At 67.4% G+C, this 25,114-nt stretch carries 23 protein-coding genes and 1 pseudogene; 11 read left to right on the plus strand and 13 right to left on the minus strand.

The features are described from left to right. Nucleotides 1–20 precede the first annotated feature (20 nt). Together parC and AC0KUR_RS29125 are read left to right on the plus strand one after the other, a co-directional pair. Nucleotides 21–2,342 carry a DNA topoisomerase IV subunit A gene (gene parC / locus AC0KUR_RS29120; RefSeq protein WP_473376751.1) on the plus strand — a complete coding sequence of 774 codons (2,322 nt, stop codon included), beginning with the start codon at nt 21–23 and terminating at the stop codon, nt 2,340–2,342. A gap of 240 nt (nt 2,343–2,582) precedes the next feature. Beyond that, nucleotides 2,583–3,041: a CopD family protein gene (locus tag AC0KUR_RS29125; RefSeq protein WP_034190714.1), complete on the plus strand. Its 459-nt coding sequence runs from the start codon at nt 2,583–2,585 to the stop codon at nt 3,039–3,041. 38 nt (nt 3,042–3,079) lie between these two features. Here the strand turns inward: AC0KUR_RS29125 and AC0KUR_RS29130 are convergent, their stop codons facing one another. Beyond that, nucleotides 3,080–3,964 carry a LysR family transcriptional regulator gene (locus AC0KUR_RS29130; RefSeq protein ID WP_034190715.1) on the minus strand — a complete coding sequence of 295 codons (885 nt, stop codon included), beginning with the start codon at nt 3,962–3,964 and terminating at the stop codon, nt 3,080–3,082. A 112-nt stretch (nt 3,965–4,076) separates the two neighbouring features. Here AC0KUR_RS29130 and AC0KUR_RS29135 point away from each other — a divergent pair, with 112 nt between their 5' ends. Next, nucleotides 4,077–4,523, plus strand: coding sequence for a multidrug/biocide efflux PACE transporter (locus AC0KUR_RS29135; RefSeq protein ID WP_473376752.1), 447 nt, complete (start codon nt 4,077–4,079; stop codon nt 4,521–4,523). 51 nt (nt 4,524–4,574) lie between these two features. Here the strand turns inward: AC0KUR_RS29135 and AC0KUR_RS29140 are convergent, their stop codons facing one another. The 7 genes from AC0KUR_RS29140 to AC0KUR_RS29170 form a co-directional block, all read right to left on the minus strand. After that, on the minus strand, nt 4,575–5,783 hold the full coding sequence (locus AC0KUR_RS29140) for a chromate transporter (RefSeq protein ID WP_059558161.1): 1,209 nt from the start codon (nt 5,781–5,783) through the stop codon (nt 4,575–4,577). A 204-nt stretch (nt 5,784–5,987) separates the two neighbouring features. Continuing rightward, on the minus strand, nt 5,988–8,327 hold the full coding sequence (locus tag AC0KUR_RS29145; RefSeq protein ID WP_473376753.1) for a bifunctional diguanylate cyclase/phosphodiesterase: 2,340 nt from the start codon (nt 8,325–8,327) through the stop codon (nt 5,988–5,990). Nucleotides 8,328–8,543: 216 nt separating this feature from the next. Continuing rightward, on the minus strand, nt 8,544–9,428 hold the full coding sequence (locus AC0KUR_RS29150; protein ID WP_034190719.1) for a PhzF family phenazine biosynthesis protein: 885 nt from the start codon (nt 9,426–9,428) through the stop codon (nt 8,544–8,546). A 13-nt stretch (nt 9,429–9,441) separates the two neighbouring features. Beyond that, nucleotides 9,442–9,900: a RidA family protein gene (locus AC0KUR_RS29155; protein WP_034190720.1), complete on the minus strand. Its 459-nt coding sequence runs from the start codon at nt 9,898–9,900 to the stop codon at nt 9,442–9,444. A gap of 42 nt (nt 9,901–9,942) precedes the next feature. Beyond that, complete coding sequence (locus AC0KUR_RS29160; protein ID WP_049031287.1) at nt 9,943–11,124, minus strand: aminotransferase-like domain-containing protein; 1,182 nt, start codon at nt 11,122–11,124, stop codon at nt 9,943–9,945. A 152-nt stretch (nt 11,125–11,276) separates the two neighbouring features. Beyond that, on the minus strand, nt 11,277–12,185 hold the full coding sequence (locus AC0KUR_RS29165; RefSeq protein WP_034190722.1) for a DMT family transporter: 909 nt from the start codon (nt 12,183–12,185) through the stop codon (nt 11,277–11,279). A gap of 53 nt (nt 12,186–12,238) precedes the next feature. Further along, on the minus strand, nt 12,239–12,931 hold the full coding sequence (locus tag AC0KUR_RS29170) for a VOC family protein (protein ID WP_034190723.1): 693 nt from the start codon (nt 12,929–12,931) through the stop codon (nt 12,239–12,241). A gap of 229 nt (nt 12,932–13,160) precedes the next feature. On the opposite strand from AC0KUR_RS29170, the gene AC0KUR_RS29175 reads away from it, so the two are divergent. The 4 genes from AC0KUR_RS29175 to AC0KUR_RS29190 all read left to right on the plus strand — a co-directional run bounded on the left by AC0KUR_RS29175 (nt 13,161) and on the right by AC0KUR_RS29190 (nt 17,757). Further along, nucleotides 13,161–14,621, plus strand: coding sequence for an aminotransferase-like domain-containing protein (locus AC0KUR_RS29175; RefSeq protein ID WP_034190724.1), 1,461 nt, complete (start codon nt 13,161–13,163; stop codon nt 14,619–14,621). Nucleotides 14,622–14,774: 153 nt separating this feature from the next. Next, on the plus strand, nt 14,775–16,673 hold the full coding sequence (gene htpG / locus AC0KUR_RS29180; protein ID WP_069705577.1) for a molecular chaperone HtpG: 1,899 nt from the start codon (nt 14,775–14,777) through the stop codon (nt 16,671–16,673). An 8-nt stretch (nt 16,674–16,681) separates the two neighbouring features. Then, nucleotides 16,682–17,281: a chorismate--pyruvate lyase family protein gene (locus AC0KUR_RS29185; protein WP_473376754.1), complete on the plus strand. Its 600-nt coding sequence runs from the start codon at nt 16,682–16,684 to the stop codon at nt 17,279–17,281. Continuing rightward, entirely contained in the window at nt 17,281–17,757 is a 477-nt protein-coding gene (locus AC0KUR_RS29190; RefSeq protein ID WP_034190726.1) for a DNA-deoxyinosine glycosylase, read from the plus strand. Before AC0KUR_RS29185 ends, AC0KUR_RS29190 begins: the two co-directional genes overlap by 1 nt. Nucleotides 17,758–17,792: 35 nt before the next feature. Here AC0KUR_RS29190 and AC0KUR_RS29195 read toward each other — a convergent pair whose 3' ends face one another. After that, on the minus strand, nt 17,793–18,596 hold the full coding sequence (locus AC0KUR_RS29195) for a hypothetical protein (RefSeq protein ID WP_034190831.1): 804 nt from the start codon (nt 18,594–18,596) through the stop codon (nt 17,793–17,795). 76 nt (nt 18,597–18,672) lie between these two features. Next, complete coding sequence (locus tag AC0KUR_RS29200) at nt 18,673–19,368, minus strand: P-loop NTPase family protein (protein WP_049031027.1); 696 nt, start codon at nt 19,366–19,368, stop codon at nt 18,673–18,675. A gap of 155 nt (nt 19,369–19,523) precedes the next feature. Between AC0KUR_RS29200 and AC0KUR_RS29205 the strand changes: the two are divergent. Beyond that, a pseudogene (locus AC0KUR_RS29205) lies at nt 19,524–19,862 on the plus strand (DNA-deoxyinosine glycosylase); the annotation flags it as partial. 41 nt (nt 19,863–19,903) lie between these two features. Here the strand turns inward: AC0KUR_RS29205 and AC0KUR_RS29210 are convergent. After that, the gene (locus AC0KUR_RS29210) at nt 19,904–20,158 is read right to left on the minus strand and encodes a hypothetical protein (protein WP_082744701.1); all 255 of its coding nucleotides are present in this window, start codon (nt 20,156–20,158) and stop codon (nt 19,904–19,906) included. Between the two features lie 143 nt (nt 20,159–20,301). Here AC0KUR_RS29210 and AC0KUR_RS29215 point away from each other — a divergent pair, with 143 nt between their 5' ends. The 3 genes from AC0KUR_RS29215 to mctP all read left to right on the plus strand — a co-directional run bounded on the left by AC0KUR_RS29215 (nt 20,302) and on the right by mctP (nt 23,208). Continuing rightward, complete coding sequence (locus tag AC0KUR_RS29215) at nt 20,302–21,219, plus strand: class I SAM-dependent methyltransferase (RefSeq protein WP_049031028.1); 918 nt, start codon at nt 20,302–20,304, stop codon at nt 21,217–21,219. A 199-nt stretch (nt 21,220–21,418) separates the two neighbouring features. Next, on the plus strand, nt 21,419–21,661 hold the full coding sequence (locus tag AC0KUR_RS29220) for a DUF3311 domain-containing protein (protein WP_034190729.1): 243 nt from the start codon (nt 21,419–21,421) through the stop codon (nt 21,659–21,661). After that, nucleotides 21,658–23,208 carry a monocarboxylate uptake permease MctP gene (gene mctP / locus AC0KUR_RS29225; protein WP_034190730.1) on the plus strand — a complete coding sequence of 517 codons (1,551 nt, stop codon included), beginning with the start codon at nt 21,658–21,660 and terminating at the stop codon, nt 23,206–23,208. Before AC0KUR_RS29220 ends, mctP begins: the two co-directional genes overlap by 4 nt. Nucleotides 23,209–23,298: 90 nt before the next feature. Here mctP and AC0KUR_RS29230 read toward each other — a convergent pair whose 3' ends face one another. Beyond that, on the minus strand, nt 23,299–23,754 hold the full coding sequence (locus AC0KUR_RS29230; protein WP_034190731.1) for a VOC family protein: 456 nt from the start codon (nt 23,752–23,754) through the stop codon (nt 23,299–23,301). Nucleotides 23,755–23,995: 241 nt separating this feature from the next. Next, complete coding sequence (gene tal / locus AC0KUR_RS29235) at nt 23,996–24,949, minus strand: transaldolase (protein WP_034190732.1); 954 nt, start codon at nt 24,947–24,949, stop codon at nt 23,996–23,998. Nucleotides 24,950–25,114 lie beyond the last annotated feature (165 nt).

Consider the following 25,114-nt stretch of genomic DNA (forward strand, 5'->3'; position numbering starts at 1 on the left):
CTTACGAATACGGAATTCTGATGGACGACAATACTTCCGATCTCTTCGCCGGGTCCGATGCACCGGACGCCGAAGCGCTGACGCTCGGCAACTACGCGGAGCAGGCGTATCTCAGCTACGCGGTCAGCGTCGTGAAGAGCCGCGCGCTGCCCGACGTGTGCGACGGCCAGAAGCCGGTGCAGCGCCGGATCCTGTTCGCGATGAACGAAATGGGCCTTGGGCCCGATGCGAAGCCGGTGAAGTCGGCGCGCGTGGTCGGCGACGTGCTCGGTAAATACCACCCGCACGGCGACCAGTCGGCGTACGACGCGCTCGTGCGTCTCGCGCAGGATTTCTCGCTGCGCTACCCGCTGATCGACGGGCAGGGCAACTTCGGCTCGCGCGACGGCGACGGCGCGGCGGCGATGCGTTACACGGAAGCGCGCCTCACGCCGATCGCGAAGCTGCTGCTCGACGAGATCGACCAGGGCACGGTCGACTTCATGCCGAACTACGACGGCTCGTTCGAGGAACCGAAGACGCTGCCGAGCCGCATGCCGTTCGTGCTGCTGAACGGCGCGTCGGGCATCGCGGTCGGCCTCGCGACCGAAATCCCGTCGCACAACCTGCGCGAAGTCGCGGCCGCTGCGGTCGCATTGATCCGCAATCCGAAGCTCACGCACGCGGAGCTGATGAACCTGATTCCCGGCCCGGATTTCCCGGGCGGCGGTCAGATCATCTCGAGCGACGCCGAAATCGCGGCGGCCTATGAAACCGGCCGCGGCAGCCTGAAGGTGCGCGCGAAATGGAAGATCGAGGATCTCGCGCGCGGCCAGTGGCAGCTCGTCGTGACCGAGCTGCCGCCGAGCACGTCGGGCCAGAAGGTGCTCGAGGAAATTGAGGAACTGACCAACCCGAAGCTCAAGCTCGGCAAGAAGACGCTGACGCCCGAGCAGCTCAACACGAAGAAGGCGATGCTCGACCTGCTCGACGCGGTGCGCGACGAGTCGGGCAAGGAAGCGGCGGTGCGGCTCGTGTTCGAGCCGAAGTCGCGCACGATCGACCAGACGGAATTCGTGAACACGCTGCTCGCTTACACGAGCCTCGAGTCGAACGCGACGCTGAACCTCGTGATGATCGGCGCCGACGGCCGGCCGGGCCAGAAGGGCCTGCTGACGATCCTCGACGAGTGGGTGAAGTTCCGCCAGCTGACGATGACGCGCCGTTGCCGCCATCGTCTCGCGAAGGTCGACGACCGCATCCACATCCTCGAAGGGCGGATGATCGTCTTCCTGAACATCGACGAGGTGATCCGCATCATCCGCGAGTCGGACGAGCCGAAGGCCGCGCTGATGAGCGCGTTCGGCCTCAGCGAGCGGCAGGCGGAAGACATCCTCGAAATCCGGCTGCGTCAGCTCGCGCGGCTCGAGAAGATCAAGATCGAGAAGGAACTCGAAGCGCTGCGCGACGAGAAGGCGAAGCTCGAGGAACTGCTCGCGAACGAAAGCGCGATGAAGCGGCTGATGATCAAGGAGATCGAGGCCGACGCGAAACAGTACGGCGACGATCGCCGCACGCTGATCCAGCAGGAAAAGCGCGCGACGTTCGAGGCGAAGGTGGTCGACGAGCCGGTGACGGTCGTCGTGTCGCAGAAGGGCTGGGTGCGCGCGCTGAAGGGCCACGGGCTCGACCCGGCCGCGTTCTCGTTCAAGGCGGGCGACAGCCTGTACGCGGCGTTCCAGTGCCGCACGCCGGACCGGCTGATCGCGTGGGGCAGCAGCGGCCGCGTGTACTCGGTCGACGTGTCGGTGCTGCCGGGCGGGCGCGGTGACGGCGTGCCCGTCACGTCGCTGATCGAGCTCGAATCGGGCTCGCACCTGATGCACTACTACGCGGCGTCGGCCGACCAGCAATTGCTGCTCGCGTCGAGCAACGGCTTCGGCTTCCTCGCGAAGGTCGGCGACATGGTGAGCCGCGTGAAGGCCGGCAAGGCGTTCATGACGATTGACGCCGGTGCGGTGCCGCTTGCACCGATGCCGGTCCTGCCGAACGCGACGCAGGTCGCATGCCTGTCGAGCGGCGGCCGCTTGCTCGTATTCGGGATGGACGAGATGAAGACGCTGTCCGGCGGCGGGCGCGGCGTGATCCTGATGGCGCTCGACGACAAGGAAACGCTCGTGCAGGCGCTGGCGATCGATCCGGCCGGCGTCGTGCTGATCGGTACCGGCCGCGGCGGCAAGGCGCAGGACGAGACGCTGTCGTACGCCGGGCTCGCGCCGCACGTCGGCAAGCGCGCACGCAAGGGCCGCGCGCCGGAGACGAAGCTCAAGGTCGTCAACGAACTGCGCCCGCTGCTCGGCTGACGCCGGGCCCGGTTCGGCCGCGATCGACAGGCCGCCCATCCGCTTCGGCGGGTGGGCGGCCTTTTGTTTGGATGCGGCGATTCGGGTAAGCCACGTGTGGCGCTGTCACGCGGAACTTGCAAAATAATGTGAAATCGCGCCGGGGGTCTGAACCGGGACGCAATTGGCCGGTCGAACGTCGCTTGATGCCGCGCGCGACGCGGCCGTTCGCTGGTCCCCACTCATCACAGGATTGTCGCCATGTCCCACGCTGTTGCCGTCGCGCTGTTTCTTCACCTGCTGGCCGTTGCCGTGTGGGTGGGCGGGATGGTTTTCGCGCACTTCTGCCTGCGCCCGGCGCTGTCCGACCTGTCGCCGCAGCTCCGGTTGCCGCTGATCGAAGGCGTGTTCGGCCGTTTCTTCAATTGGGTGGCCGGTTCCGTGATCGTGATCCTGCTGTCCGGCGGCTTCCTGCTCGTGGAATTCGGCGGCGCGCACGCGACGTGGTCGCTGCACGCGATGGCCGGGCTCGGCGTCGTGATGATGCTGATCTTCGGCCATATCCGCTTCGCGCTGTTCCCGCGCATCCGCCGCGCGGTGCAGGCGCAGAACTGGCCGGACGGCGCGCGCGCGGTGAATGCCGTGCGCCTGCTCGTTGTCGTCAATCTCGTGCTCGGCGTCGTCACGATCGGCGCGGCCGTGCTGTCGCGCGGGTTCTGATCGCTCGCCGCGGGCTGCCGGCCGGGTCGCCCGCGCCGCTACGCGGCCAGCATCGCATCGAGCAACCACGCGCCGGCCGGGCCGAGCGGCCGGTTGCGCGACCAGACCGCATCCACGCGCACGCGGCGCGGCCAGCCGCGTGAGCGCAGCTCGCACAGGCGATCGCGCGCGAAGTGCTCGACCATCCAGCGCGGCAGTTCCGCCCAGCCGAACCCCAGTACGGCCATCTCCAGCAGCATCAGGTAGCTGGGCGCCAGCCAGTGCTGCGTGCCGACGACGATCCGGTCGTCGGTGCCGCGGCCTTCCGTTTTCACATAGGTATTGAGGCGCAGCTCGCGCACGTCGCGCAGCGCCGCGTGCGGCACCTCGGCGTCTCCGTATTCGGCGAGCGCATGCGTGCGCCCGACGAACAGCCCGATCTCCGATTCCTCCGCCACCGTCGCCGCGCCGATATCGGCCGGGTAGGCCGCGCGCGCGGCCATCAGCCCGAGCTGCGCGCGGCCCTGCTGGATCAGGTCGAGCACGTCCTCGTGTTCGGCGATCTGGCATTCGAGCTCGAGCGCCGGAAAGCGCCGCTCGAGCGCCATCAGCGTTTCCTCGTAGCGTTTCGACTGGTACGTGTCGGACACGACGAGCGTCAGCCGCGCTTCCTCGCCGTGCGCGAGCCGCGCGGCCGTTCGGTCGATCGCCGCGCTGGCCTCGAGCGCGCGCTGCACCTGCGGCAACAGCGCGCGGCCGGCGTCGGTCAGGGTCGGCGCGCGCGTCGAGCGGTCGAACAACTGCACGCCGAGATCGATTTCGAGGTTCGCGATGGCTTCCGAAATGGTCGACTGGCGTTTGCCGAGCTTGCGTGCGGCGGCCGTAAACGAGCCGAGCAGCGCGGCCTCGGCGAATGCGAGCAGGGCTTCGGGGGCGTGGTGCATGCGGTGCTCCAGACTTCTTATTATCGGTAAAACCGATGATAACAAACTGGATTCAACCGGTATCGCCGATCAAAATGGCCGACATGCATGACGTAACGAATAGGAGGGCATCATGAAACAGGTGAACAAAACGGTGACGGAACGGCTGCTGCACGCGCTGACGTTCGAGCTGGTCGCGATCGCGCTGTGCGCGCCGATCGGTGCATGGCTGCTGGACATGCCGGTGTCGCACGTCGGCGTGCTGACGGTGATGGTGTCGCTGATCGCGATGGCGTGGAACATGGCGTTCAACACGCTGTTCGACCGCTTCGAGCGTCGCGCGGGATTGAAGCGCACGCTCGGCATGCGGATCGCGCACGCGGTCATGTTCGAGCTCGGCCTCGTCGCGATGGTGGTGCCGGTGGCCGCGTGGTGGCTGAACGTGAGCCTCGTCGAGGCACTGCTGCTCGACCTCGGCATCGTGCTGTTCTTCCTGCCTTACACGTTCTGCTTCAATCTCGCGTATGACGCGCTGCGGGCCCGCCGGATGGCTCGCCGGGTCGCGGTGCAGGCCGGTTGAGGAGGGGCGGCGCGCCGGTGGCGGGCGGTGGAGCAGGGCTGCGGGGGCCCGTCAGTGCGCGGCGGCCCACAGCCACACGCCGCACGCCACGGCGACCGCGCCGTAGACGGCATAGACGGGCACCTTGAAGCGCGCGAAGCACAGCGTCGCGAAGGCGCCCGTCAGCCAGTAAACCGGGTCGGCCGGCTCGCGATGCAGGATCTTCGCGACGGCGACGACGAGAAAGCCCGTGGTCGCCGCGCGCAGCAGGCGCATGCCGTGCTCGAAGCGCGCGTGGCGCTTGAGCCGGGACAGGTGGTTCTGCGCAAACACGACGAGGCATCCCGACGGGATGAACAGCGCGGCCGTCGCGAGCAGCGCGCCGACCCAGCCGTCGGTCAGGTAGCCGAGAAACGGCACGACGTTCAGCAGCGGGCCCGGTGCCACCGGCGACAGTGCGAACGCCAGCGTGAAGTCATGATCGGAGATGCCCGTCGCCGGCGACACGAACAGCGTCTTGAGCACCGGCAGCGCGGAAAAGCCGCCGCCGAACAGCGTCATGCCGGCGCCCGCGAGGCGCGGCCACAGTAGCTGCGCCTGGTAATCGCCTGGCAGCGGCACCGCGAACAGCGCGACGAGCACACCGAGCAGCACGAGCAGGTTGCGGTCGCGCTTCGACAGCGTGAATTCGACCGCGTCGCGCTGGGTCGGCCCCGTCAGCCAGCCCGCTGCAAACGCGGCGAAGAGAATCCCGACGAAAGCGGCGGGAGTATGCGCGAAAGCGAGCAGAATCGTCGACAGCGCGGCGATCGCCTGCTCGAGCCGGGTGCGCGCGAGCGCGCGCAGCTGCTTGACCCACGTGACGCCGATCAGCGCGGCGAGCACCATCCCGAAGTGATTGATCAGCATCGGCGCGGCCAGCGAGCGCACGAGCGGCGTCTGATAAAAGATCGCGAACAGCGTCATCAGGATCGAGAACGGCAGCACGCTCGCGATACCGGCAACCCAGGCGCCGGCGCGGCCGTGCAGCGTCTGGCCGACCTGCACCGCCACGTTGCAGCCGACCGGGCCCGGCACGAGCCAGGCGAGCGCGACGAGATCGCCGAATACGTGCGGTTCGATGCGCTGCAGCCGTTCAACGTAGTGGCGTTCGAGCTGCGCCATCATCGAAAGCCCACCCCACGAGAGCGCGGAAATGCCGGCGACGACCTTGAACAAGGTCCATAGGGATGCCTGTGCCTCTTCGACACGAGCGGTCGCTTCGACTTCGACGGTAGTCATGGTTGTGTGGTTGGCGCAGGGCCGGATCTCTCGCGTATGGCCATGCCGGCGGCCCGCCGACACGTAGGCCCTCCCGATTGTCCGCCGCGCATCGTGACACTGCCATGCGCGAAAACGCTAGTTAATGAACTAAACGATCGGATCGGGAAACGCAACAATTGTGGCGGTGCGCAACGCGCGCCGCGATAGCGGCGGTTTCGCCGCTCAGACGCCCGTGCTGCCGGTCGCGCGATGGGCGATGACGTTCGGATGGTCGCCGCGCACGCCGAAGCGCGCGATCAGGGCGGGAATCGCGTCGGCCGGCACCGGGCGCGAGAACAGGAAGCCCTGTGCCTCGATCTCGCCGAGCGCGGACAGCCAGGTGATCTGCTCCTCGGTTTCCGTGCCTTCGACGACGACGGTCAGGCCGAGCGAGCGGGCGAGATGCACGATCGACGACACCATCACGCACACGCTGCGATCGTTCGGGATTGCCTGCACGAACGAGCGGTCGACCTTCAGCGTGTCGACCGAGAAGCGGTGCAGGTACGACAGCGACGAATAGCCGGTGCCGAAATCGTCGAGCGCGATGCGGATGCCGAGCTTCTTCAGCGCGACGATCTTCTCGGACACGAGCTCCGGATATTCCATCATCGCGGTCTCGGTGATTTCGAGTTCGAGCCGGTTCGCGTCGATGCCGGTTTCCAGCAGCGTGCGCGAGATCGTCTCGATCAGGTCGCCGCGCCAGAACTGCACGGGCGAGATGTTGACCGCGAGCGTCAGCGTGTCGTGGCCCTCGTCGCGCCAGCGCGCGATCTGCTCGCACGCGGTGCGGATCACGAAGTCGCCGATCGGCACGATCAGGCCCGTCGATTCTGCGATCGAAATGAATTCGTTCGCCGAGATGATCCCGTGCTCGGGGTGATCCCAGCGCGCGAGCGCCTCGAAGCCGGTGATGTACCGGTGCGTGAGGTCGATCTTCGGCTGGTACGCGAGGAACAGCTGCCCCTCGGCGAGCGCGACGCGCAATTGCTGTTCCCAGCGCATCAGGTGATCGGCGCGGTGCGACAGGTGCGGCGCATAGAACTGGTAGCAGTTCTTGCCGGCGTCCTTCGCGCTGTACATCGCGAGGTCGGCCTTCTTCAGCAGGTCGATCTCGCTTTCGTTCGCGACGGTGTGCAGCGCGATGCCGATGCTCGCATGCAGCACGAACGAACTGCCGCGCACGTCGAACGGCTCGCCGAACATCCGGATGATCGCTTCGGCGAGCCGCACCGCGCGCCGCTCGACGTCGTCGCCCTTCATCACGACGACGAACTCGTCGCCGCCGATGCGCGCGAGCGAGCCTTCGTCGCCGACCGCATCGGCCAGGCGCGACGCGGTCATCTGCAGCACGATGTCGCCGGCGTTGTGGCCGAGCGTGTCGTTGACGGTCTTGAAGTTGTCGAGATCGATGAACAGCAGGCCGAGCCGCGACAGGCTCGCCGGCATCGACACGTCGTTGCGCAGTCCGCGCAGCGTCGCGTAGCGGTTCGCGAGGCCGGTGAGCAGGTCGTATTCGGCAAGCTGCGTCATCTCGCGCTCGCGGCCGAGCAGCTTGCCGATCAGGCCCGTCGCGACGCCGAAGAACGCGAGCATCGCGAGCGTGATGAAGCTCGTCATCAACAGGTAGACGTTGCGCGTGTGGTAGTAGTCCGCGAACTCTTCCGTCTGCGACAGCCCGACCATCACGGCGAGCGGATAGCCGTCGAGGTGGCGGTACGACACGATGCGCGTCACCCCGTCGATCGGGTCGATGATCGTGCCCGTCACGCGCTCGGCGATCGGGTAGACGCCCGATGCCGAAAACGCGCCGGGCGCGTTGTTCAGCGAACCCGTGCGCCGCGCGAGCACCGTACCCGTGTCGGACACCACCGCGATCACGCCTTCCTTGCCGATCGCCGCGTTGTTGTAGAAGTCGTTGGTGAAATAGCTCGGGTCTTCCGACACGACGACGATGCCCGCGAAGCTACCGTCCGGGTTGTTCAGGCGCCGCGTCATCTGCAGCGTCCAGTGGCTCGACACGCGGCCGAGCACGGGTTTGCTGATGAACAGGCGGTCGTCGTTGTGCGCGAGGTGGACCTTGAAGTGCTCGCGGTCGGACAGGTTGATCGGCTGCGGATGAAGCTCGGCCGTGTTCGCGAACAGGATGCCCTTCGCGTTGACCAGCGACACCTGGATCAGCGTATCGCTCGGCACGACGCCTTTTTCGACGGCGCTCGCGAGGTTGAAGTGCGCGGGGGACTTCTCGAATTCGAACTTGACGAAGCGGGTGATCTGGTCGACCTGGTGGATCGCCTTGACCGTATGCTGCTCGAGCGCGGAGGAGAGGATCGCGGCGGAGGCCGCCGCTTCCTTGTACGCGCTGTCCTTTTCCACCGACAGCCGCGCGATGATCACGGCCCACAACAGCGCGAGCGCCAGCATCCCGAGCAGCGGGATCGCAAATAGCGCCCGCCGGCGCGATTTGCGCGGCGTGCGCAGCGGCCGGTTCGGCGGCGTGTGGTTGGACCGGGCGGAGCTCATCGAAGCGGGTGGCGTCCTGCTCGCGTGCGCCATCCGTCCGGATGGCTGGCTTGGGTTGGGGTTATCCCGGCGTCTGTTCGTTCGCGGGATGCGCAACCATGGACAGACGTCCGAAACAACGGATTAGGCCCGATATTACTGGCTGGAACGTTTTTGCGATAGTTGGGCGAAGCGTAGGGCGCCGAACGAGCCGGCGCCATCGCACATCGCGGAATGTCAGGCAGGCGACCGGAAGGTGCCGTCGACGACCGTCACGACGTCGCCGCCGATCCATGTCGTGCCGTCTTCGTCGTAGCGGACGGCGATACGGCCGTCGCGGCCGATCGCCGTGCCCTGGCGGGCCGTGTACGACGGGCCGGGGCGGCGATTCTGCCGCGTCAGCAGCCCAGCCAGCGCGGCGTTCGCGCTGCCGGTGACGGGATCCTCGCCGGGGGTGCCGAACTGGCCGCCCGTCATCAGGCAGCGGATCTCGAACGTCGCGGGGCCGCCTTCGGCGTGCGGCGCGTAGGCGGCGAGGCCGTCCACGCCGTAGCGGCGGGTCAGCGCTTCCAGCGCGACCGGATCGGGCGACAGGCCGATGCACGCGTCGGCCGACTTCAGCCGCACGACCAGCCACGGCGCGCCGTTGTCGACCGCGCACGGCTCGGCATCGAGGTCGAGCGCGTCGCTGCGCAGCGCGGCGGCCAGCGCCGCGTAGTCCGAACGGTCGAGCGGCGTGACGCGTGCCGGCGGCGCGGCGAACGCCCAGCCGCCGGCCTGCTCGCGCAGCGCGACCCGGCCGACCCCGCACTGCTGGATCAGCCGGCCCGGCGTGCGCGGCCGCGCGCCGCTTTCCAGGAACGCATGCGCGGTGCCGAGCGTCGGGTGGCCGGCGAACGGCAATTCGCCGCCCGTCGTGAAGATCCGGACGCGGTAGTCGGCTTCCGGATCGGTCGGCGTGCAGAGGAACGTCGTTTCCGACAGGTTCGTCCAGCGGGCGATCTCGAGCATGGCGTCGTCGCCGAGCGAATCGGCGTCGAACACCACGGCCAGCGGATTGCCCTTGAACGGCACCGACGAGAACACGTCGACCTGCTTGAAGCGGACGAGGCGGCCGGACATCGTGCCGGGCCCGTTACGCGACTTCGGCGATCAGCTCGATCTCGACGCATGCGCCGAGCGGGATCTGCGCGACGCCGAAGGCCGAGCGGGCGTGCTTGCCGGCGTCGCCGAACACCTCGGCGATCAGCTCCGACGCGCCGTTCGTCACGACGTGCTGTTCCGTGAAGTCGAGCGTCGAGTTGACGAGGCTCATCAGCTTCACGATGCGCGTGACCTTGTTCAGGTCGCCGGTATGCGCGTGCAGCGTCGCGAGCAGGTCGATCGCGATCGCGCGCGCGGCCGCCTTGCCGTCTTCCGTCTGCAGGTCGGCGCCGAGCTTGCCGGCCCAGACCTTGCCGTCCTTCTTCGCGATGTGGCCCGACAGGTACACCGTGTTGCCGCTTTGCGCGCTCATCACGTAGGCGGCGGCCGGTGCGCCGGCGGTCGGGAGCTCGATGCCGAGCGACTTCAGCTTGTCGTAGACGTTAGCCATGTAATCGATTCCTCGTAGAGAGTCGTGACAGGAAAAAGGGGATCAGAGGCGCTCGCGCAGCAGCTTGCCGAGGCGCGCGACGCCTTCCTCGATCTTCTCGGGCGGCACCGTCACGAACGACAGGCGCAGCGTGTTCTGCTGCGCGTCGTCCGCGAAGAACGGCGCGCCCGGCACGAAGGCGACGTGGTTGTCGACGGCCGCGGCGAGCAGCTTCATGCTGTCGATCTGCGCGGGCAGGTTCACCCAGATGAACATCCCGCCTTCCGGGCGGTTCCACGTGACGCCTTCCGGCATGTGACGCGCCAGCGCGCCGAGCATCGCGTCGCACTGCGCGCTGTACAGCTCGCGGATCGTCGGGATGTGCTCGTCGAGGAAGCCGTCCTTGATCACTTCGTGCGCGATGCGCTGCGTGAGCGTCGGCGTGTGCAGATCGGTGGCCTGCTTGGCCTGCACGAGCTTGAAGTGGAGTTCCTCGGGCGCGATGATGTAGCCGATCCGCAGGCCCGGTGCGAGCACCTTCGAGAACGTGCCGAGGTGCACGACGTGGTCGGGCGCCATCGACAGCATCGTCGGCAGCGGTTCGCCGCGATAGTTCAGCGCGCCGTACGGATCGTCCTCCAGCACCGGGAACGGGCTCGACTGCGCGAACGCGGCGAGCGCGCGGCGGCGCTCGACGGGCAGGCGGCGGCCGGTCGGGTTCTGGAAGTTCGGTTGCGCGTACAGCAGGCGCGCGCCTTGCGTGAGTTCGGGCGTCAGGCCTTCCGGCAGCAGGCCCTGTTCGTCGGTCGGCACCTGCACGTAGCGCGGCTCGTACAGCGAGAACGACTGCAGCGCGCCGAGGTAGGTCGGCGTTTCGACCAGGATCGGACTGCCCGGATCGACGAGCGCCTTGCCGAGCAGGTCGAGCGCCTGCTGCGAGCCGGTCGTGATCAGCACCTGCGACACGCGCACGCTGTAGCGCTCGGCGATCCATTCGCGCAGCGGCAGGTAGCCTTCGGTCGCGCTGTACTGGAGCGCGGCGGCCGGCGCGTCGCGCAGCACGCGGTCGGCGGCGGCGCGCATGCGCTCGGCCGGGAACGTCGCGGGGGCGGGCAGGCCGCCGGCGAACGAGATGACCTCGGGGCGTTCCGTGACCTTCAGGATCTCGCGGATCGCAGAGCTCGTCAGCTTGCGGGCGCGTTCGGAAAGCTGCCAGTGCGGCGGATGCAGGTCGCTCGGATTCATAGTCTCCTCGTTCGGATATCGTGGTCAGTCAAGAAAGGTCGTTCGGGCGAATCGTTTCGACACCGCCGGGTGGGCAGGCGCGAGCGCGATCGAGCCTTCGCGGCCGGGTGGGCAAAACCGATCAGGCAAAACAAACATTATGGCGCACCTCATCAACCGGCGCGAGCGGGACGCGGGGCCGTGGCCACCGCCGAGCGGCGCCCGAGCACCACGGTGGCGATCACGGCCGCCGCGAACAGCCACGTCGACGGCGTGACGGTCTCGCCGAACAGCAGGGCGGAAAAGGCGATCGTGAAGAAAATCTGCAGCAGCTGCACCTGGCCGACACGTGCGGTGCCCCCCATCGCGAGCCCCGCATACCAGGCGAAAAAGCCGATGAATTGCGAAAAAAGGGTCACGTAACCGAACGCGAGCCACGTGCGCGGCGCGAGCGGGCCCGGATGCGCGGCATGCTGCATCCACGCGAGCCAGCCGACCGGCAGCACGAGGAACGGCGCCGACACGACGAGCGCCCAGCAGATCACCTGCCAGCCGCCGATCTGGCGCGCGAGGCGCGCGCCTTCCGCGTAGCCGAGCGCGCCGATGCCGACCGCGACGAGCATCAGCGCGTCGCCGGCCTGCAGGGTGCCGCCGCCGTCGCGCAGCGCGAACGCGATCACGAGCGCGCTGCCCGCGACCGCGCTGGCCCAGAACGCCTTCGACGGCCGCTCGTGCGACAGCCACGCCGCGTACAGCGCGACGAACAGCGGCTGCAGCCCGTTGACGACCGCGCCGTGCGACGCCGGCACCGATTTCATCGCCCACGCGGAGAACACCGGATACGCGATGATCACGCCGGCCGACGTGATCGCGAGGCTTTTCAGTTGCGCGCGGGTCGGCAGCGCCTCGCGGCGCCACCACAGCAGCAGGCCGGCCGGCACGGCGGCGGCGAGCGCGCGGCCGAGCCCGTTGAGCAGCGGGTTGAGTTCGGACACGACGATTCGCGTCATCGGCAGCGTCAGGCTGAAGATCATCACGCCGATCAGGCCGAGCAGCATGCCCCGGGTTTCGCGCGAATTCATGTGGCGGTGTCTCCGTATTGCAGGTCGTTGTCGTCGGGAACGCGGCGGCGCGTTCAGCGCAGCGTACGGGCGCCTTGCGGCGTATCGAATTCGGCCACGAGCGCGGGCGGACCTTCGCCCGCGTCGAGATCGAGCAGGTGGGCGGCACCGAGCCAGTCGAGCTGCTCGCGGATGACGTCGGCACGCGGGTGGGTGCCCTTGAGCGCCTTCAGCGCGACGCCGTTGCCCGGCAGCGACTCGGCCGGGTGGCGCGGGCTGTCCCACTGGATCAGCGACGGCGCGAGCCCGTCGCCCGAGCCCTGCCAGGCGGGGAAGCTGCCGTCGTCGGGCACCGTGAGGCCCCAGCGCAGGTCGCCGCGGCTCATCGCGACCACGGGCGCGATGCGGGCCGGGTACTGGCTCTGCCACAGGGCAAGCTGGCGCGGGCGGTCGACGCGCGCGACCCAGTGCGCGAGGAACGGGCCCTGCGCGAGCCGTGCGTGCATCGCCGGATCGTCGAGGCCGAACAGCCGTGCGCGCGGCGGCTTCGCGCCGTCGTCCGCGGCAGGCGCGTCGGGGTCGATCGCGATCACTTCGAGGTAGAGCCCGCCCCACGCGCCGAACAGCGCATTGTGGGTCCGCATCAGCGGGTGGCGGCCGCCGCCGGCCGGTTCGATGCCGAGCGCGTCGGCGACATGGCGAACGCCTTCGTCGAGCGTGCGCGCGGCGATCACGAGATGGTCGAGTGTCAGGGAGCGGGCTGGCATGAACGTCGGTCGGGAAGCGAAAGTGTCATGGTAGGCGGGCGAGGCGCCGGGCGGTAGCCGGCCTGGCCGGCGCACCGGCCGCGACGCGGGCCGGGCGGCGCGGCGCCGGTGCGGCGGGGCCGGAACGACGGCCGCACGCGCGCCATTCCGGTCAACTGTAATCGGCGTTACCGGCACAGTAACGGTACAATCGGCGCGATAGCCTTCGGTACAGTTGGAGCTGCCGCCCATGTCCATCGTCCCACTCGCCCAGATTCCCGCGCCGCACGACACGGCCACGCTCACGCTCGTCGACCAGCTGGTCCAGTGGGCGCGGCGGCGCATCGACGAACGCGTGTTCCGTCCCGGCATGCGGATGCCGTCGATCCGCAAGCTCGCGCTCGACAAGAGCGTGTCGCGTTTCACCGTCGTCGAGGCGTACGAGCGCCTCGTCGCGCAGGGCTACCTCGACTCGCGGCGCGGCTCGGGCTTCTACGTGCGCGAGCGCACGGGCGCCGGCCCGCAGCCGGCCGACGGCGTCGCGCGCGTGGCCGAGGCCGCGCCCGTGCACAACACGATCGACGTCGTCTGGCTGCTGCGCAACATGCTGCACACTGTCAGCCCGGAGAAGGGGCCGGGCCTCGGCTACCTGCCGGGCCGCTGGCTCGACGGCGAGCTGATCACCGGCGCGCTGCGCGCGCTGGGGCGCCAGTCGGGCGCGCAGATGCTCGGTTTCGGCACCGCGCAGGGCTTCCTGCCGCTGCGCCAGCAACTGCAGACGCGCCTCGCCGAAGTCGAGATCGGCGCGAAACCCGAGCAGATCGTGCTCGTCTCGGGGATCACGCAGGCGATCGACCTGATTTCGCGGATCTACATGCGGCCCGGCGACGCGGTGATCGTCGGCGATCCCGCGTGGTTCCAGATGTTCGGGCGCTTCGCGGCGCAGGGCGCGCAGCTCGTCGGGATGCCGTACACGCCCGACGGCCCCGATCTCGACGCGCTCGAAACGCTGGTGCAGATGTGGCGGCCGAAGATGCTCGTGATCAACTCGGTGCTGCAGAACCCGACCGGCACGTCGTTGTCGGCCGCGCAGGCGTTCCGGATCCTGAAGCTCGCGGAGGCGTACGATTTCCTCGTCGTCGAGGACGACGTGTACGGCGACCTGTGCCCGCCGAGTTATCCGGCCACGCGCCTCGCGAGCCTCGACCAGTTGAAGCGCGTGATCTACCTCGGCAGCTATTCGAAGACGCTCGCGGCGAACCTGCGGGTCGGTTACGTGGCGTGCGCGCCGGAGATCGCGAAGGCGGTCACCGACCAGAAGATGCTGGTCGGGATGACGACGCCCGAGCTCAACGAGCGCGTGCTGTACAAGATCCTGACCGAAGGGCATTACCGGCGCCACGTCGAGCGGCTGCGCGCGCGGCTCGACGGCGTGCGCGACAAGACCGCGCGGATGCTCGAGCGCACCGGGCTCGGGCTGTTCACGATGCCGGCGGCCGGGATGTTCCTGTGGGCCGACACGGGCGTCGATTCGGACGCGCTCGCGGCGGTCGCGCACGAGGCCGGCTTCCTGCTGACGCCGGGCAGCCTGTTCTCGCCGCAGCAGTCGCCGTCGACCTGGATGCGCTTCAATGTCGCGAACTGCGGCGATCCGGCGCTGCCGGGGCTGCTGGCCGGCTATATCGACTCGGCGGTGCGGCGCGCGTCGTGACGCGGCGCGTCGTGTCTTGAAATCGCGCGCGCCGTCCCCAGATACGCGCGCAAACCGCTGGCGCCGGGCGGTCGTCCTCCACGGACTCGCGGGCATCGCGCCCCGGGCGCCTGCGCCACACCATCCCTGTTCAAGTAAGAGGAAACAGCATCCATGGCACATGAAACGATGAGCTTTCAGGCAGAGGTCAAGCAACTCCTCCACCTGATGATCCATTCGCTCTACAGCAACAAGGAAATCTTCCTGCGCGAACTGGTGTCGAACGCGTCCGACGCGGTCGACAAGCTGCGTTTCGAAGCGCTCGCGGACAACGCGCTGTACGAGAACGATCCGAACCTGCGCATCCGCATCGGCTACGACAAGGCCGCGCGCACCATCACGATCGACGACAACGGCATCGGCATGAGCCGCGACGAGGCGATCGCGAACCTCGGCACGATCGCGCGCTCGGGCACCAAGGAATTCTTCACGAAGCTGTCGGGCGACCAGCAGAAGGACGCGGCGCTGATCGGCCAGTTCGGCGTCGGTTTCTACTCGGGCTTCATCGTCGCGGACAAGATCACCGTCGAGACGCGCCGCGCCGGCCTGCCGGCGAACCAAGCCGTGCGCTGGGAAAGCGCGGGCGAGGGCGACTTCACGATCGACGCGATCGAGCGCGCGCAGCGCGGCACGACGATCACGCTGCACCTGCGCGAGGGCGAGGACGAGCTGCTGTCGTCGCACCGCCTGCGCTCGATCATCCAGAAGTACTCCGATCACATCGCGCTGCCGATCCTGATGCGCAAGGAAGAATGGGATCAGGAAAAGGGCGAGATGGTCCTGAAGGACGAGGACGAGACCGTCAACCAGGCGAGCGCGCTGTGGACGCGTTCGAAGAGCGACGTCACCGACGAGCAGTACACGCAGTTCTACCAGCACATCGCGCACGATCACCAGGATCCGCTCACCTGGACGCACAACCGCGTCGAGGGCCGCAGCGAATACACGCAACTGCTGTTCGTGCCGTCGCACGCGCCGTTCGACCTGTGGAACCGCGACTATCGCGGCGGCCTGAAGCTGTACGTGAAGCGCGTGTTCATCATGGACGACGCCGAGCAGCTGCTGCCGCAATACCTGCGTTTCGTGAAGGGCGTCGTCGATTCGGCCGACCTGCCGCTGAACGTGTCGCGCGAGATCCTGCAGGAAAGCCGCGACGTGAAGGCGATCCGCGAAGGCGTGACCAAGCGCGCGCTGTCGATGCTCGAGGAGCTCGCCAATGCGGAAGACGAAACCGGCAAGGAAAAGTACAAGACGTTCTGGGGCGCGTTCGGCCAGGTGCTGAAGGAAGGCCTCGGCGAGGATCACGCGAACCGCGAGCGCATCGCGAAGCTGCTGCGCTTCGCGTCGACGCACGGCGACACCGACGCTCAGGACGTGTCGCTCGCCGACTACGTGTCGCGCATGAAGCCCGAGCAGAGCAAGATCTACTACGTGACGGCCGATACGTGGCAGGCCGCGAAGAACAGCCCGCACCTCGAAGTGTTCCGCAAGAAGGGCGTCGAGGTGCTGCTGCTGACCGATCGCGTCGACGAATGGATGCTGTCGTTCCTGCATGAATTCGACGGCAAGCCGCTCGCGAGCGTGGCCCGCGGCGATCTCGATCTCGGCGAGCTGAACGACGAGGAGAAGAAGGCGCAGGAGCAGGCGGGCGAAGCGATCAAGCCGGTCGTCGAGAAGATGAAGGAAGCGCTCGGCGACAAGGTGAAGGAAGTGCGCGTCACGTTCCGCCTGACCGATTCGCCGTCGTGCCTCGTCGCGGACGACAACGACATGAGCGGCTACCTGCAGCGGATGCTGAAGGCCGCAGGGCAGAACGCGCCGGCGATGCAGCCGATCCTCGAGATCAATCCCGATCACGCGCTCGTGAAGCAGCTGAACGCCGACAGCGCCGATTTCGGCGACTGGTGCCATCTGCTGTTCGATCAGGCGCTGCTGGCCGAAGGCGGCATGCTCGACGATCCGGCGAGCTTCGTGAAGCGGACCAACGCGCTGCTGCTGTCGCGCGCCGCGTGAATCCGCGCATGCGATTCGACGGCGGTCAGGCCGGCTGGCGCGAGACGCCGCGGCCGGGCTGCTCGCTCGACCAGCGCGACTGGCTGACGCGCGGCGGATCGCTGACGGCCCATCTCGCGCGGCTCGGCCGCGTGAGCGTGCGCGTGACGCGCGAGGCCGTCGACGGTCCGTGGTTCGACGAGCCGGACGCGCTTGCCTGTGCGCCGCGCGCGCCGATGTGGGTGCGCGAGGTGATCCTGTCGGTCGACGGCGTGCCGTACGTCGCCGCGCACAGCATCGCGCCGCTCGCGGCCAGCAAGGGCGTGTGGCAGGCGATGCGGCGGCTGCGCACGCGGCCGCTCGCGGAGCTGTTGTACAGCGATCCGCAGGTCGAGCGCTCGGCGCTCGTCAGCCGGCGCGTGATCGCCGGTCATCCGCTGTATGCGCTCGCGAGCCATGCGCTCGGCATCGGCGCGCGCGCGCCGCATGCGTTCGCCGCGCGGCGTTCGGTGTTCCAGCGTTACGGCAAGCCGCTGATGGTCACCGAGTGCATGCTGCCGGCGCTGTGGCGCCATCTCGCCGCGCACGGCGACGGGCCGCGCTCCGTCGGGCCGCGTGGGGACGCGTGATGCTGCGGGGTTTTCCGCCGGTCGTCGCGCCGGATACGCACACGATGATCCTCGGGAGCTTTCCGGGCGAGGCGTCGCTCGATGCCGCGCAGTACTACGCGCATCCACGCAACCAGTTCTGGCGGCTGCTCGGCGCGGTGCTCGGCGAACCCGGGCTGCACGAACTCGCGTATGACGCACGGCTCGAACGCGTGCTTGCGCACGGCATCGGCGTCTGGGACGTGCTCGATGCCTGCCATCGACAAGGCAGTCTCGATTCGGCGATCCGGAATGCGAAGCCGAACGACTTTGCTTCGTTGCGCGAGCACGCGCCGTTGCTGAAGAAAGTCTGCTTCAACGGCAAGACGGCGGGGCGGTTTGCCGATGTAATCGGCGCGGCGGGTTATGAAACGCTCGTATTGCCTTCGTCGAGTCCAGCGAACGCGACGTTGTCGTTCGAACAGAAACTGGTGCTCTGGCGTGCACTTCGCACCTGAGGCGCGGTGGAGGCCGGGTTGGTGAAGCAGCGCTATCAGGCGGGCGGCGGCAGGTGCCTGGCGCCCCTGGCCGCGGTGATGCGACCCTGTGCGGCGACGAGTGGGTCGTCGGTGGTCGCCACCAGCCACAGACGCGCGTGCTCTTCGATCCGGCGGTTGTGGTCCTTCAACGGGCCCATCGCGGCAGCGGCCTTCCAGACCACCGGGCCGATTCGGCTACTCCTGCCCGACGGCGCGCCCACCAGCAGGCAGTAAGGTCCCAGCGGAAGCGATACGAACGGAAGTGCCGGACTGGCGATCACGCGCCAGTCGATGAAGGGTGTATCGCTGATCAGCAGCGGCGTGGGCAAGCCGTAGAGCACACTGAAATCGTACAGCGCCAGCTGCTCTCGCATGGCGACGTACGTTCGCCGGATGTCGTCGACGACCGCCGCGCGGATCTCGTCCTCGAACATGGGTTCCTGCGCGTAGCGGGCAAATGCCTGTCGAGCCTCCCATTGATACGCGCTGAACAGGCCGATTTCCACGCAGTCCTGCACCGCACGCTGAACCTCCGCTACAGAACCGGCTTCCCCTGGCGTTCCCAGCTGCGCAGCCCGCAAAAAGCGGGCAAGTCCTTCCTCGTGGATCGCGGGACCCTCCGCGGATGCGTCGTCGTCAGTGTTCTTGCCCAGCGGCACGTAGATATATTGCTCGGCAGCGAAATGCGATTTCTTGCCTGCATCGAACTTGATTTCGCCATCGACGCAGTCGAGATAGCGCGTCCCGATCCGGCCGTGCTCCCAAACCCAATTTTTCAGGAACGGACGGAGTGGATGCAGTCTGTCGTGATCGGCCATCGCAACCTCCAAGTTTCCCCGCATGAGCCATTCCGGCCACTCGCCGCACCCGCCGCGCCGTCGCAGCGGCCCCGCACTACAAGGCGAGCGTGCCCAGCTCCTCGTAAGTACGATGCAGCCAGACCTTGACGCGCTGCCGCTCCAGCAAGCCGAGCCCCGTGGCGGCGCGGTCGGGATGATTGACCGCCGCCCAGAAGCTCGCGCTTTGACGATCGATCTTCTGCATCGTCGTATCGGGCAGGCGGCGCAGCGTAATCACGCTGGCGCCGAGGGCCTCGGCCCGCTCGCGTTCGCCGGACGCCTCCAGAATCTCGAAGCGATCGCCGCGAACTTCATTCAGTACCAGCACCAGCTTGATTCGTCCACCGAATTCGTCGAGCCATTGCCGCAGCAGATCGACCGAATCGCGCCCGGTGTCCATCACGTGCCACCACGTCAACGTGAGGCCGTGTTCTGCGGCAAAATCCAGCACGTCCGAATCGTCGAGCCATCTTGCGAGCGACTGCCGCGTCTGGGCCGCGAGGTCGACCAGTATGCGCCGCTGAGGATCTTCGAGTGCCGATTCCATGACCGGATCGAGGCTGTCGTGCTGGTCGAGCACGGCAGGCGCGGCAAAATCGGCATAGAACCGCAGTAGCGCGCCGTGCGATCGGTCGGTATCGAAGCCCACGAAGGGCACGCTCCGATCGATGAAATACTGGGCCAGCACACGGGCGGCGAGCGATTTGCCGACGCCGCCTTTTTCCCCGCCGATGAAGTGGATGTGACTCATGAATGCGAAATCCCGTGTGATGGAGCAGGTATGGCCGGAACGGATGTTGGCAGGCTTCGATGACGTTACTGCGTACAGGTCACGTCGAAAGAGCATGCAGGTGCGACAGCAGCATGCTGTCTGACCGACGCCGATGTCAAACTGAACAAAATGGCAACCCGTTCTGGCGGCTGCTCGGCGCGGTGCTCGGCGAGCCGATGCTGCATGCGCTGTCGTACGACGCGCGGCTCGTGTGCGTGCCTTCGCATGGCATCGGCATCCGGGACGTGCTCGATGCCTGCCATCGCCAGGGCAGTCTCGATTCGGCGATCCGGAAAGCAAGACCGAACGATTTCGATTCGTCGCGCGAGCATGCGCCGCGGCTGAAGCGCGTGTGCTTCAACGGCAAGATGGTGGGGCGCTTTGCCGACGTGATCGGCCAGGCCGGGTACGAGACGCTCGTGCTGCCTTCGTCGAGCCCGGCGAAGGCAATGCCGTCGTTCGAGCGGGGGCTGGAATTCCGGCGTCGACGGCCGATGCCGGTTCGGCACGATCGTCAATCGTCCTCGCCCCATCGCCACCGGGGCTTCTCGCCTTTGAGCCAGCACACCGCAATCAGCAGCGCGACCCACACCGCGATGCAAACGGCGTATGCAAGCGGCGAGCGTTGCGGCGGCACCCGCCACGCAGTCGCGATGATGCCGGCCGCGAACAGCAGCAGCACGACCCAGCCCTGCCACGCGACCGGCAAACCCCATCCCCAGCCGTAGCGTTTCGCCGGAAACCAGATCTTCCTGTCGTTCGATGTCATGTGTCCTCCTTCGATCGATGAAGGCAGCCTCGCGTCGACGGCATCCGGGATCGTGCACCGCGAGGCGCGCGTCGCGGCCGCCATCACGCACCAATGCTATCCTCTCGTCCGCCAAAACCAGCATCACCCAGCGAGATTCAATCATGACCCGACTGATCAAGCGCGCGTCCGCCGAGGCGCGTGCATTCAAGCAAGGCAAGCCGTCCTCGTACAACGGCTCCGAAAAGCTCCAGCCGCCGCGCGTGAAGCGTCGCCCGGACATCGACGAACACGACGACGTGCCGGTGCTCGAAGCGCCGCGCAAGCCGCGCTTCGCGCCCGTTACGTTCTCCGAAGAAGGCGGCGTGCGCTTCCTGCACTTCGGTACCGAATGGGTGCAGGGCGCGATGCGGATCTCGAAGCCGCTCGCCATCGAGCTCGAATACGCGCAGCAGATGATGGCATGGCTGCTGTTCCTCGAAACGCCCGAGCGGATCGTCCAGCTCGGGCTCGGCACCGGCGCGCTGACCAAGTTCTCGCACCGTTTCCTGCCGGACGCGAAGGTCGAGGCCGTCGAACTGAATCCGGCCGTGATCGTCGCCGCGCGCACGATGTTCGCGCTGCCGCCCGACGACGCGCGCCTCGTCGTGCATGAAGCCGACGCGTGGGACTTCGTCAACGACCCGGCCAACCGCGGCACGACGGGTGCGATCCAGATCGACCTGTACGACGCGACCGCGCGCGGCCCCGTGCTCGACAGCGTCGCGTTCTACCGCGCGGTGCGCGGCTGTCTCGCGGAGGCGGGCATCGCGACGATCAACCTGTTCGGCGATCATCCGAGCTTCGTGCGCAACATGAAGCACCTGAACGCGGCGTTCGATCATCGCGTGATCGCGCTGCCCGAAGTGCACGACGGCAACCGGATCGCGATCGCGTTCTCGGGCCCGGCGCTCGACGTGCCGTTCGCGCAGCTCGACGCCCGCGCGAAGCTGATCGAGGACACGCTGAAGCTGCCCGCGCGCAAGTGGGTGAAAGCTTTGAAAGAAACGACCGGCGCACGCGACACCTCGTTCGCGATCTGACGCTTCACGCACCGGCGGCAGCCCGGTGCAACCATGCGACAAGGGGCGGATCACCTCGGGTTCGCCCCTGCTTGACCGCGTGCTCGCGGCTCCTATACTGGCGCGAAGCCAGGGGAGCCGCAGCCTACCCGTTTCGCCGCTCCTCCCGGCGCCGTACCCGCTCAACAAGATCGATATCCGGGAAAGAAGAGGAGACGTCATGGCTCACGATGCCGACGCCAACCGGGCCGCGAAGCGCTGGCTCTGGCTGCTGGTACTGCCGCTGATTGCGATGGTCTGGGTACCGTCGTACAGCAAGATCGAACCGCAGATGTTCGGTTTTCCGTTTTTCTACTGGTATCAGCTGCTTTGGGTCTTCATCAGCGCGGTGATCACCGCGTTCGTGTACTTCAAGACCAAGAACGCGTGGAAGGCGGGCGGCCCGCAGGGAGGTGCGCGATGAATCTCGGCGCAACCTTCGTCTTCGTCCTGCTGTTCATCGGCGTCACGATCATCGGTTTCCTGGCCGCGAACTGGCGGCGCGGCGATCTCGCCCATCTCGACGAATGGGGCCTCGGCGGACGCCGCTTCGGCACGATCGTCACGTGGTTCCTGCTCGGCGGCGACCTCTACACGGCCTACACGTTCGTCGCGGTGCCCGCGCTCGTGTTCGGCGCCGGCGCGATGGGCTTCTTCGCGCTGCCCTATACGATCCTGATCTATCCGTTCGCGTTCGTCGTGTTCCCGAAGCTGTGGAGCATCGCGAAGCGGCACGGCTACGTGACGTCCGCCGACTTCGTCAACGCGCGCTACGGCAGCCGGATGCTCGCGCTGGCGATCGCGGTGACGGGCATCGTCGCGACGATGCCGTACATCGCGCTGCAGCTCGTCGGCATCGAAGTGGTGATCGGCGCGCTCGGCTTCGACACGACCGGCTTCGTCGGCGACCTGCCGCTGATCATCGCGTTCGCGATCCTCGCCGCGTACACGTACACGTCGGGGCTGCGTGCCCCGGCCATGATCGCGATCGTGAAGGACATCCTGATCTACATCACGATCGCGGCGGCCGTCGTCGTGATCCCGGCGAAGCTCGGCGGCTTCGGGCACATCTTCGCGAGCGTGCCGCCGGCGAAGCTGCTGCTGAAGGCGCCCGATGCGGCGAGCCTGAACGGCTACAGCGCGTACGCGACGCTCGCGATCGGCTCGGCGCTCGCGCTGTTCCTGTACCCGCACTCGGTCACGGCGATCCTGTCGTCGTCGTCGGGCAACTCGATTCGCCGCAACATGGCGATGCTGCCCGCGTACTCGTTCGTGCTCGGCCTGCTCGCGCTGCTCGGCTACATGGCGCTCGCGTCGGGTGTGAAGGACATGCCGCAGTACGCGCCGTACTTCAAGGCGTTCGGTCCGAACTTCGCGGTGCCCGCGCTGTTCCTCGAGTACTTCCCGTCGTGGTTCGTCGGCGTCGCGTTCGCGGCGATCGGCATCGGTGCGCTGGTGCCGGCGGCGATCATGTCGATCGCGGCCGCGAACCTGTACACGCGCAACATCCACCGCGAGTTCGTGAACCGCAACATGACGCACGAGCAGGAGACGCACGTCGCGAAGCTCGTGTCGCTGATCGTGAAGGTCGGCGCGGTCGCGTTCATCCTCGGGCTGCCGCTGACCTACGCGATCCAGCTGCAGCTGCTCGGCGGGATCTGGATCATCCAGACGCTGCCTGCGATCGTGCTCGGCCTGTACACGCGCGTGCTCGACCATCGCGGTTTGCTGGCCGGCTGGGCGGCAGGCATCGTGTGCGGCACGTGGATGGCGATTTCGCTGAAGCTGGCCGGCTCGATCTTCACGATCCACCTGTTCGGCCTCGCGATTCCCGGCTACGCGGCCGTCTGGTCGCTGATCGTGAACCTGGTGGTGGCGGTGGCGGTGAGCGTGCTGGTGCGCGTGATGGGCATGGCACACGCGGAAGACCGCACGCGGCCGGAGGACTATCTCGACGTCGTCGAGGGCTGACGGCGGCGGCATGCGCGGCGGTGTGCCGCGCATGCGTCGCGCGGCAACGAAAACGCCCGCCACCGCAACGTGGCGGGCGTTCCTTTTGCATCAGCCCTGCGCGTGTTTCGCGAGTGCCTCGCGTTGCGACAGGTCCTCGACGTTGACCATCCAGTGCACGCCGAAACGATCCTTCGCCATCCCGAAGCCGAGCGCCCAGAACGTCTTGCCGAACGGCATCGTCACTTCGCCGCCGTCGGCGAGCGCATTGAACAGCTTCTGCCCTTCGTCGACCGTCGCCGGGTTCAGCGACAGCGAATAACCGGCGTGCGCGGCGCCGGCCGGCTGGCTGCAGTCGCCGTCCGAGCACATGATCATCGAGTCGCCGATCGTGAAGCTCGCGTGCATCACCTTGTCGGCCATCTCCGGCGACATCGGGTGGTCGGGGTTCGGCGGCCCATCCTTGAAGTGCATCTTGAACATCGTCTTCGCACCGAGCGCCTTTTCGTAGAACTGAAGGGCTTCGTCGGCGCGACCGTAGAACGTCAGGTACGGTTGGACTTGCATCGTTGTCTCCTGTAATGGGCCGTGCCAGCGCGTCGGCGCGGGTTCGGCGTCGTGCAAGATTGACTGGGGAAGGGCGCATCGGGAGGCGGCCGCCGCACCCGTGACGTGGATTGTAGTTCGCGCGCTTGACGATGGAATGAAAAATAAAAACGGCCGCGAACATCCCGTTCGCGGCCGTGTGCGGCGTGCTTGCCGACGGCTGTTACCCGTGTTGCTGACAGCCGCTGACGCGCGTGGCGGGTCAGCGCAGCGCGTCGATCAGCTTCTCGAGCTTCACCGCGTCGGCGGCGAATACGCGGATGCCTTCCGCGAGCTTCTCGGTCGCCATCGCTTCGTCGTTCAGCTGGAAGCGGAACGACGCCTCGTCGATCGCGACGCGCTCGGACGGCTTGTCCTGCAGCGATTCCGGCGACAGCTTGCGCGCGACCGTCTCGTTGCTGTCCTGCAGCTTCTGAAGCAAATCGGGACTGATGGTCAGCAGGTCGCAGCCGGCGAGTTCGGTGATCTGGCTCGTGGTGCGGAAGCTCGCGCCCATCACTTCGGTCTTGTAGCCGAACGTCTTGTAGTACGTGTAGATGCGGCGCACCGACTGCACGCCCGGATCGTTCGCGCCGCCGTCCTTCTCTTCGTTCCATTCCGCGCCGGCCTGTTTCTTGTACCAGTCGTAGATGCGGCCGACGAACGGCGAGATCAGTTGCGCGCCGGCTTCCGCGCACGCGGCGGCCTGCACGAGCGAGAAAAGCAGGGTCATGTTGCACTTGATCCCTTCCTTCTGCAGCACCTCGGCCGCGCGGATGCCTTCCCACGTCGACGCGAGCTTGATCAGGATGCGGTCGCGGCCGATGCCGGCTGCTTCGTACAGCTTGATGAGCTCGCGGCCCTTGTCGATCGAGCGTTGCGTGTCGAACGACAGGCGCGCGTCGACTTCGGTCGACACACGGCCCGGGATCAGCTTCAGGATCTCGGTGCCGAAGGCGATCAGCAGGCGGTCGATGATGAAATCGGTGCTTTCGTTGCGGTGATCGCGGACGGTTTTCTCGAGGATCGGCTTGTACGCATCCTTCTGGACGGCCTTCAGGATCAGCGACGGGTTCGTGGTCGCGTCCTGCGGCTTGTATTGCGCAAGCTGCTGGAAGTCGCCCGTGTCGGCGACGACGGTCGTGTACTGCTTCAGCTGGTCGAGTGCGGTAGTCATGGCGATTCGGAAGAAGGGCGCGGGGCGCCGGGTTCTCACGGGCCGCGCGAGCGCGGCGGCGAAGCGAAGCGGCGCGCGGCGCCGCTTCCGGATCCATCATTTTAGGCCCGATTCGTGTCGAGCACGTTTTGGCGTGCCCGAGGCACGCCGCGACAGGCCGCGAGC

Source organism: Burkholderia sp. YHN3-13 (assembly GCF_055810675.1).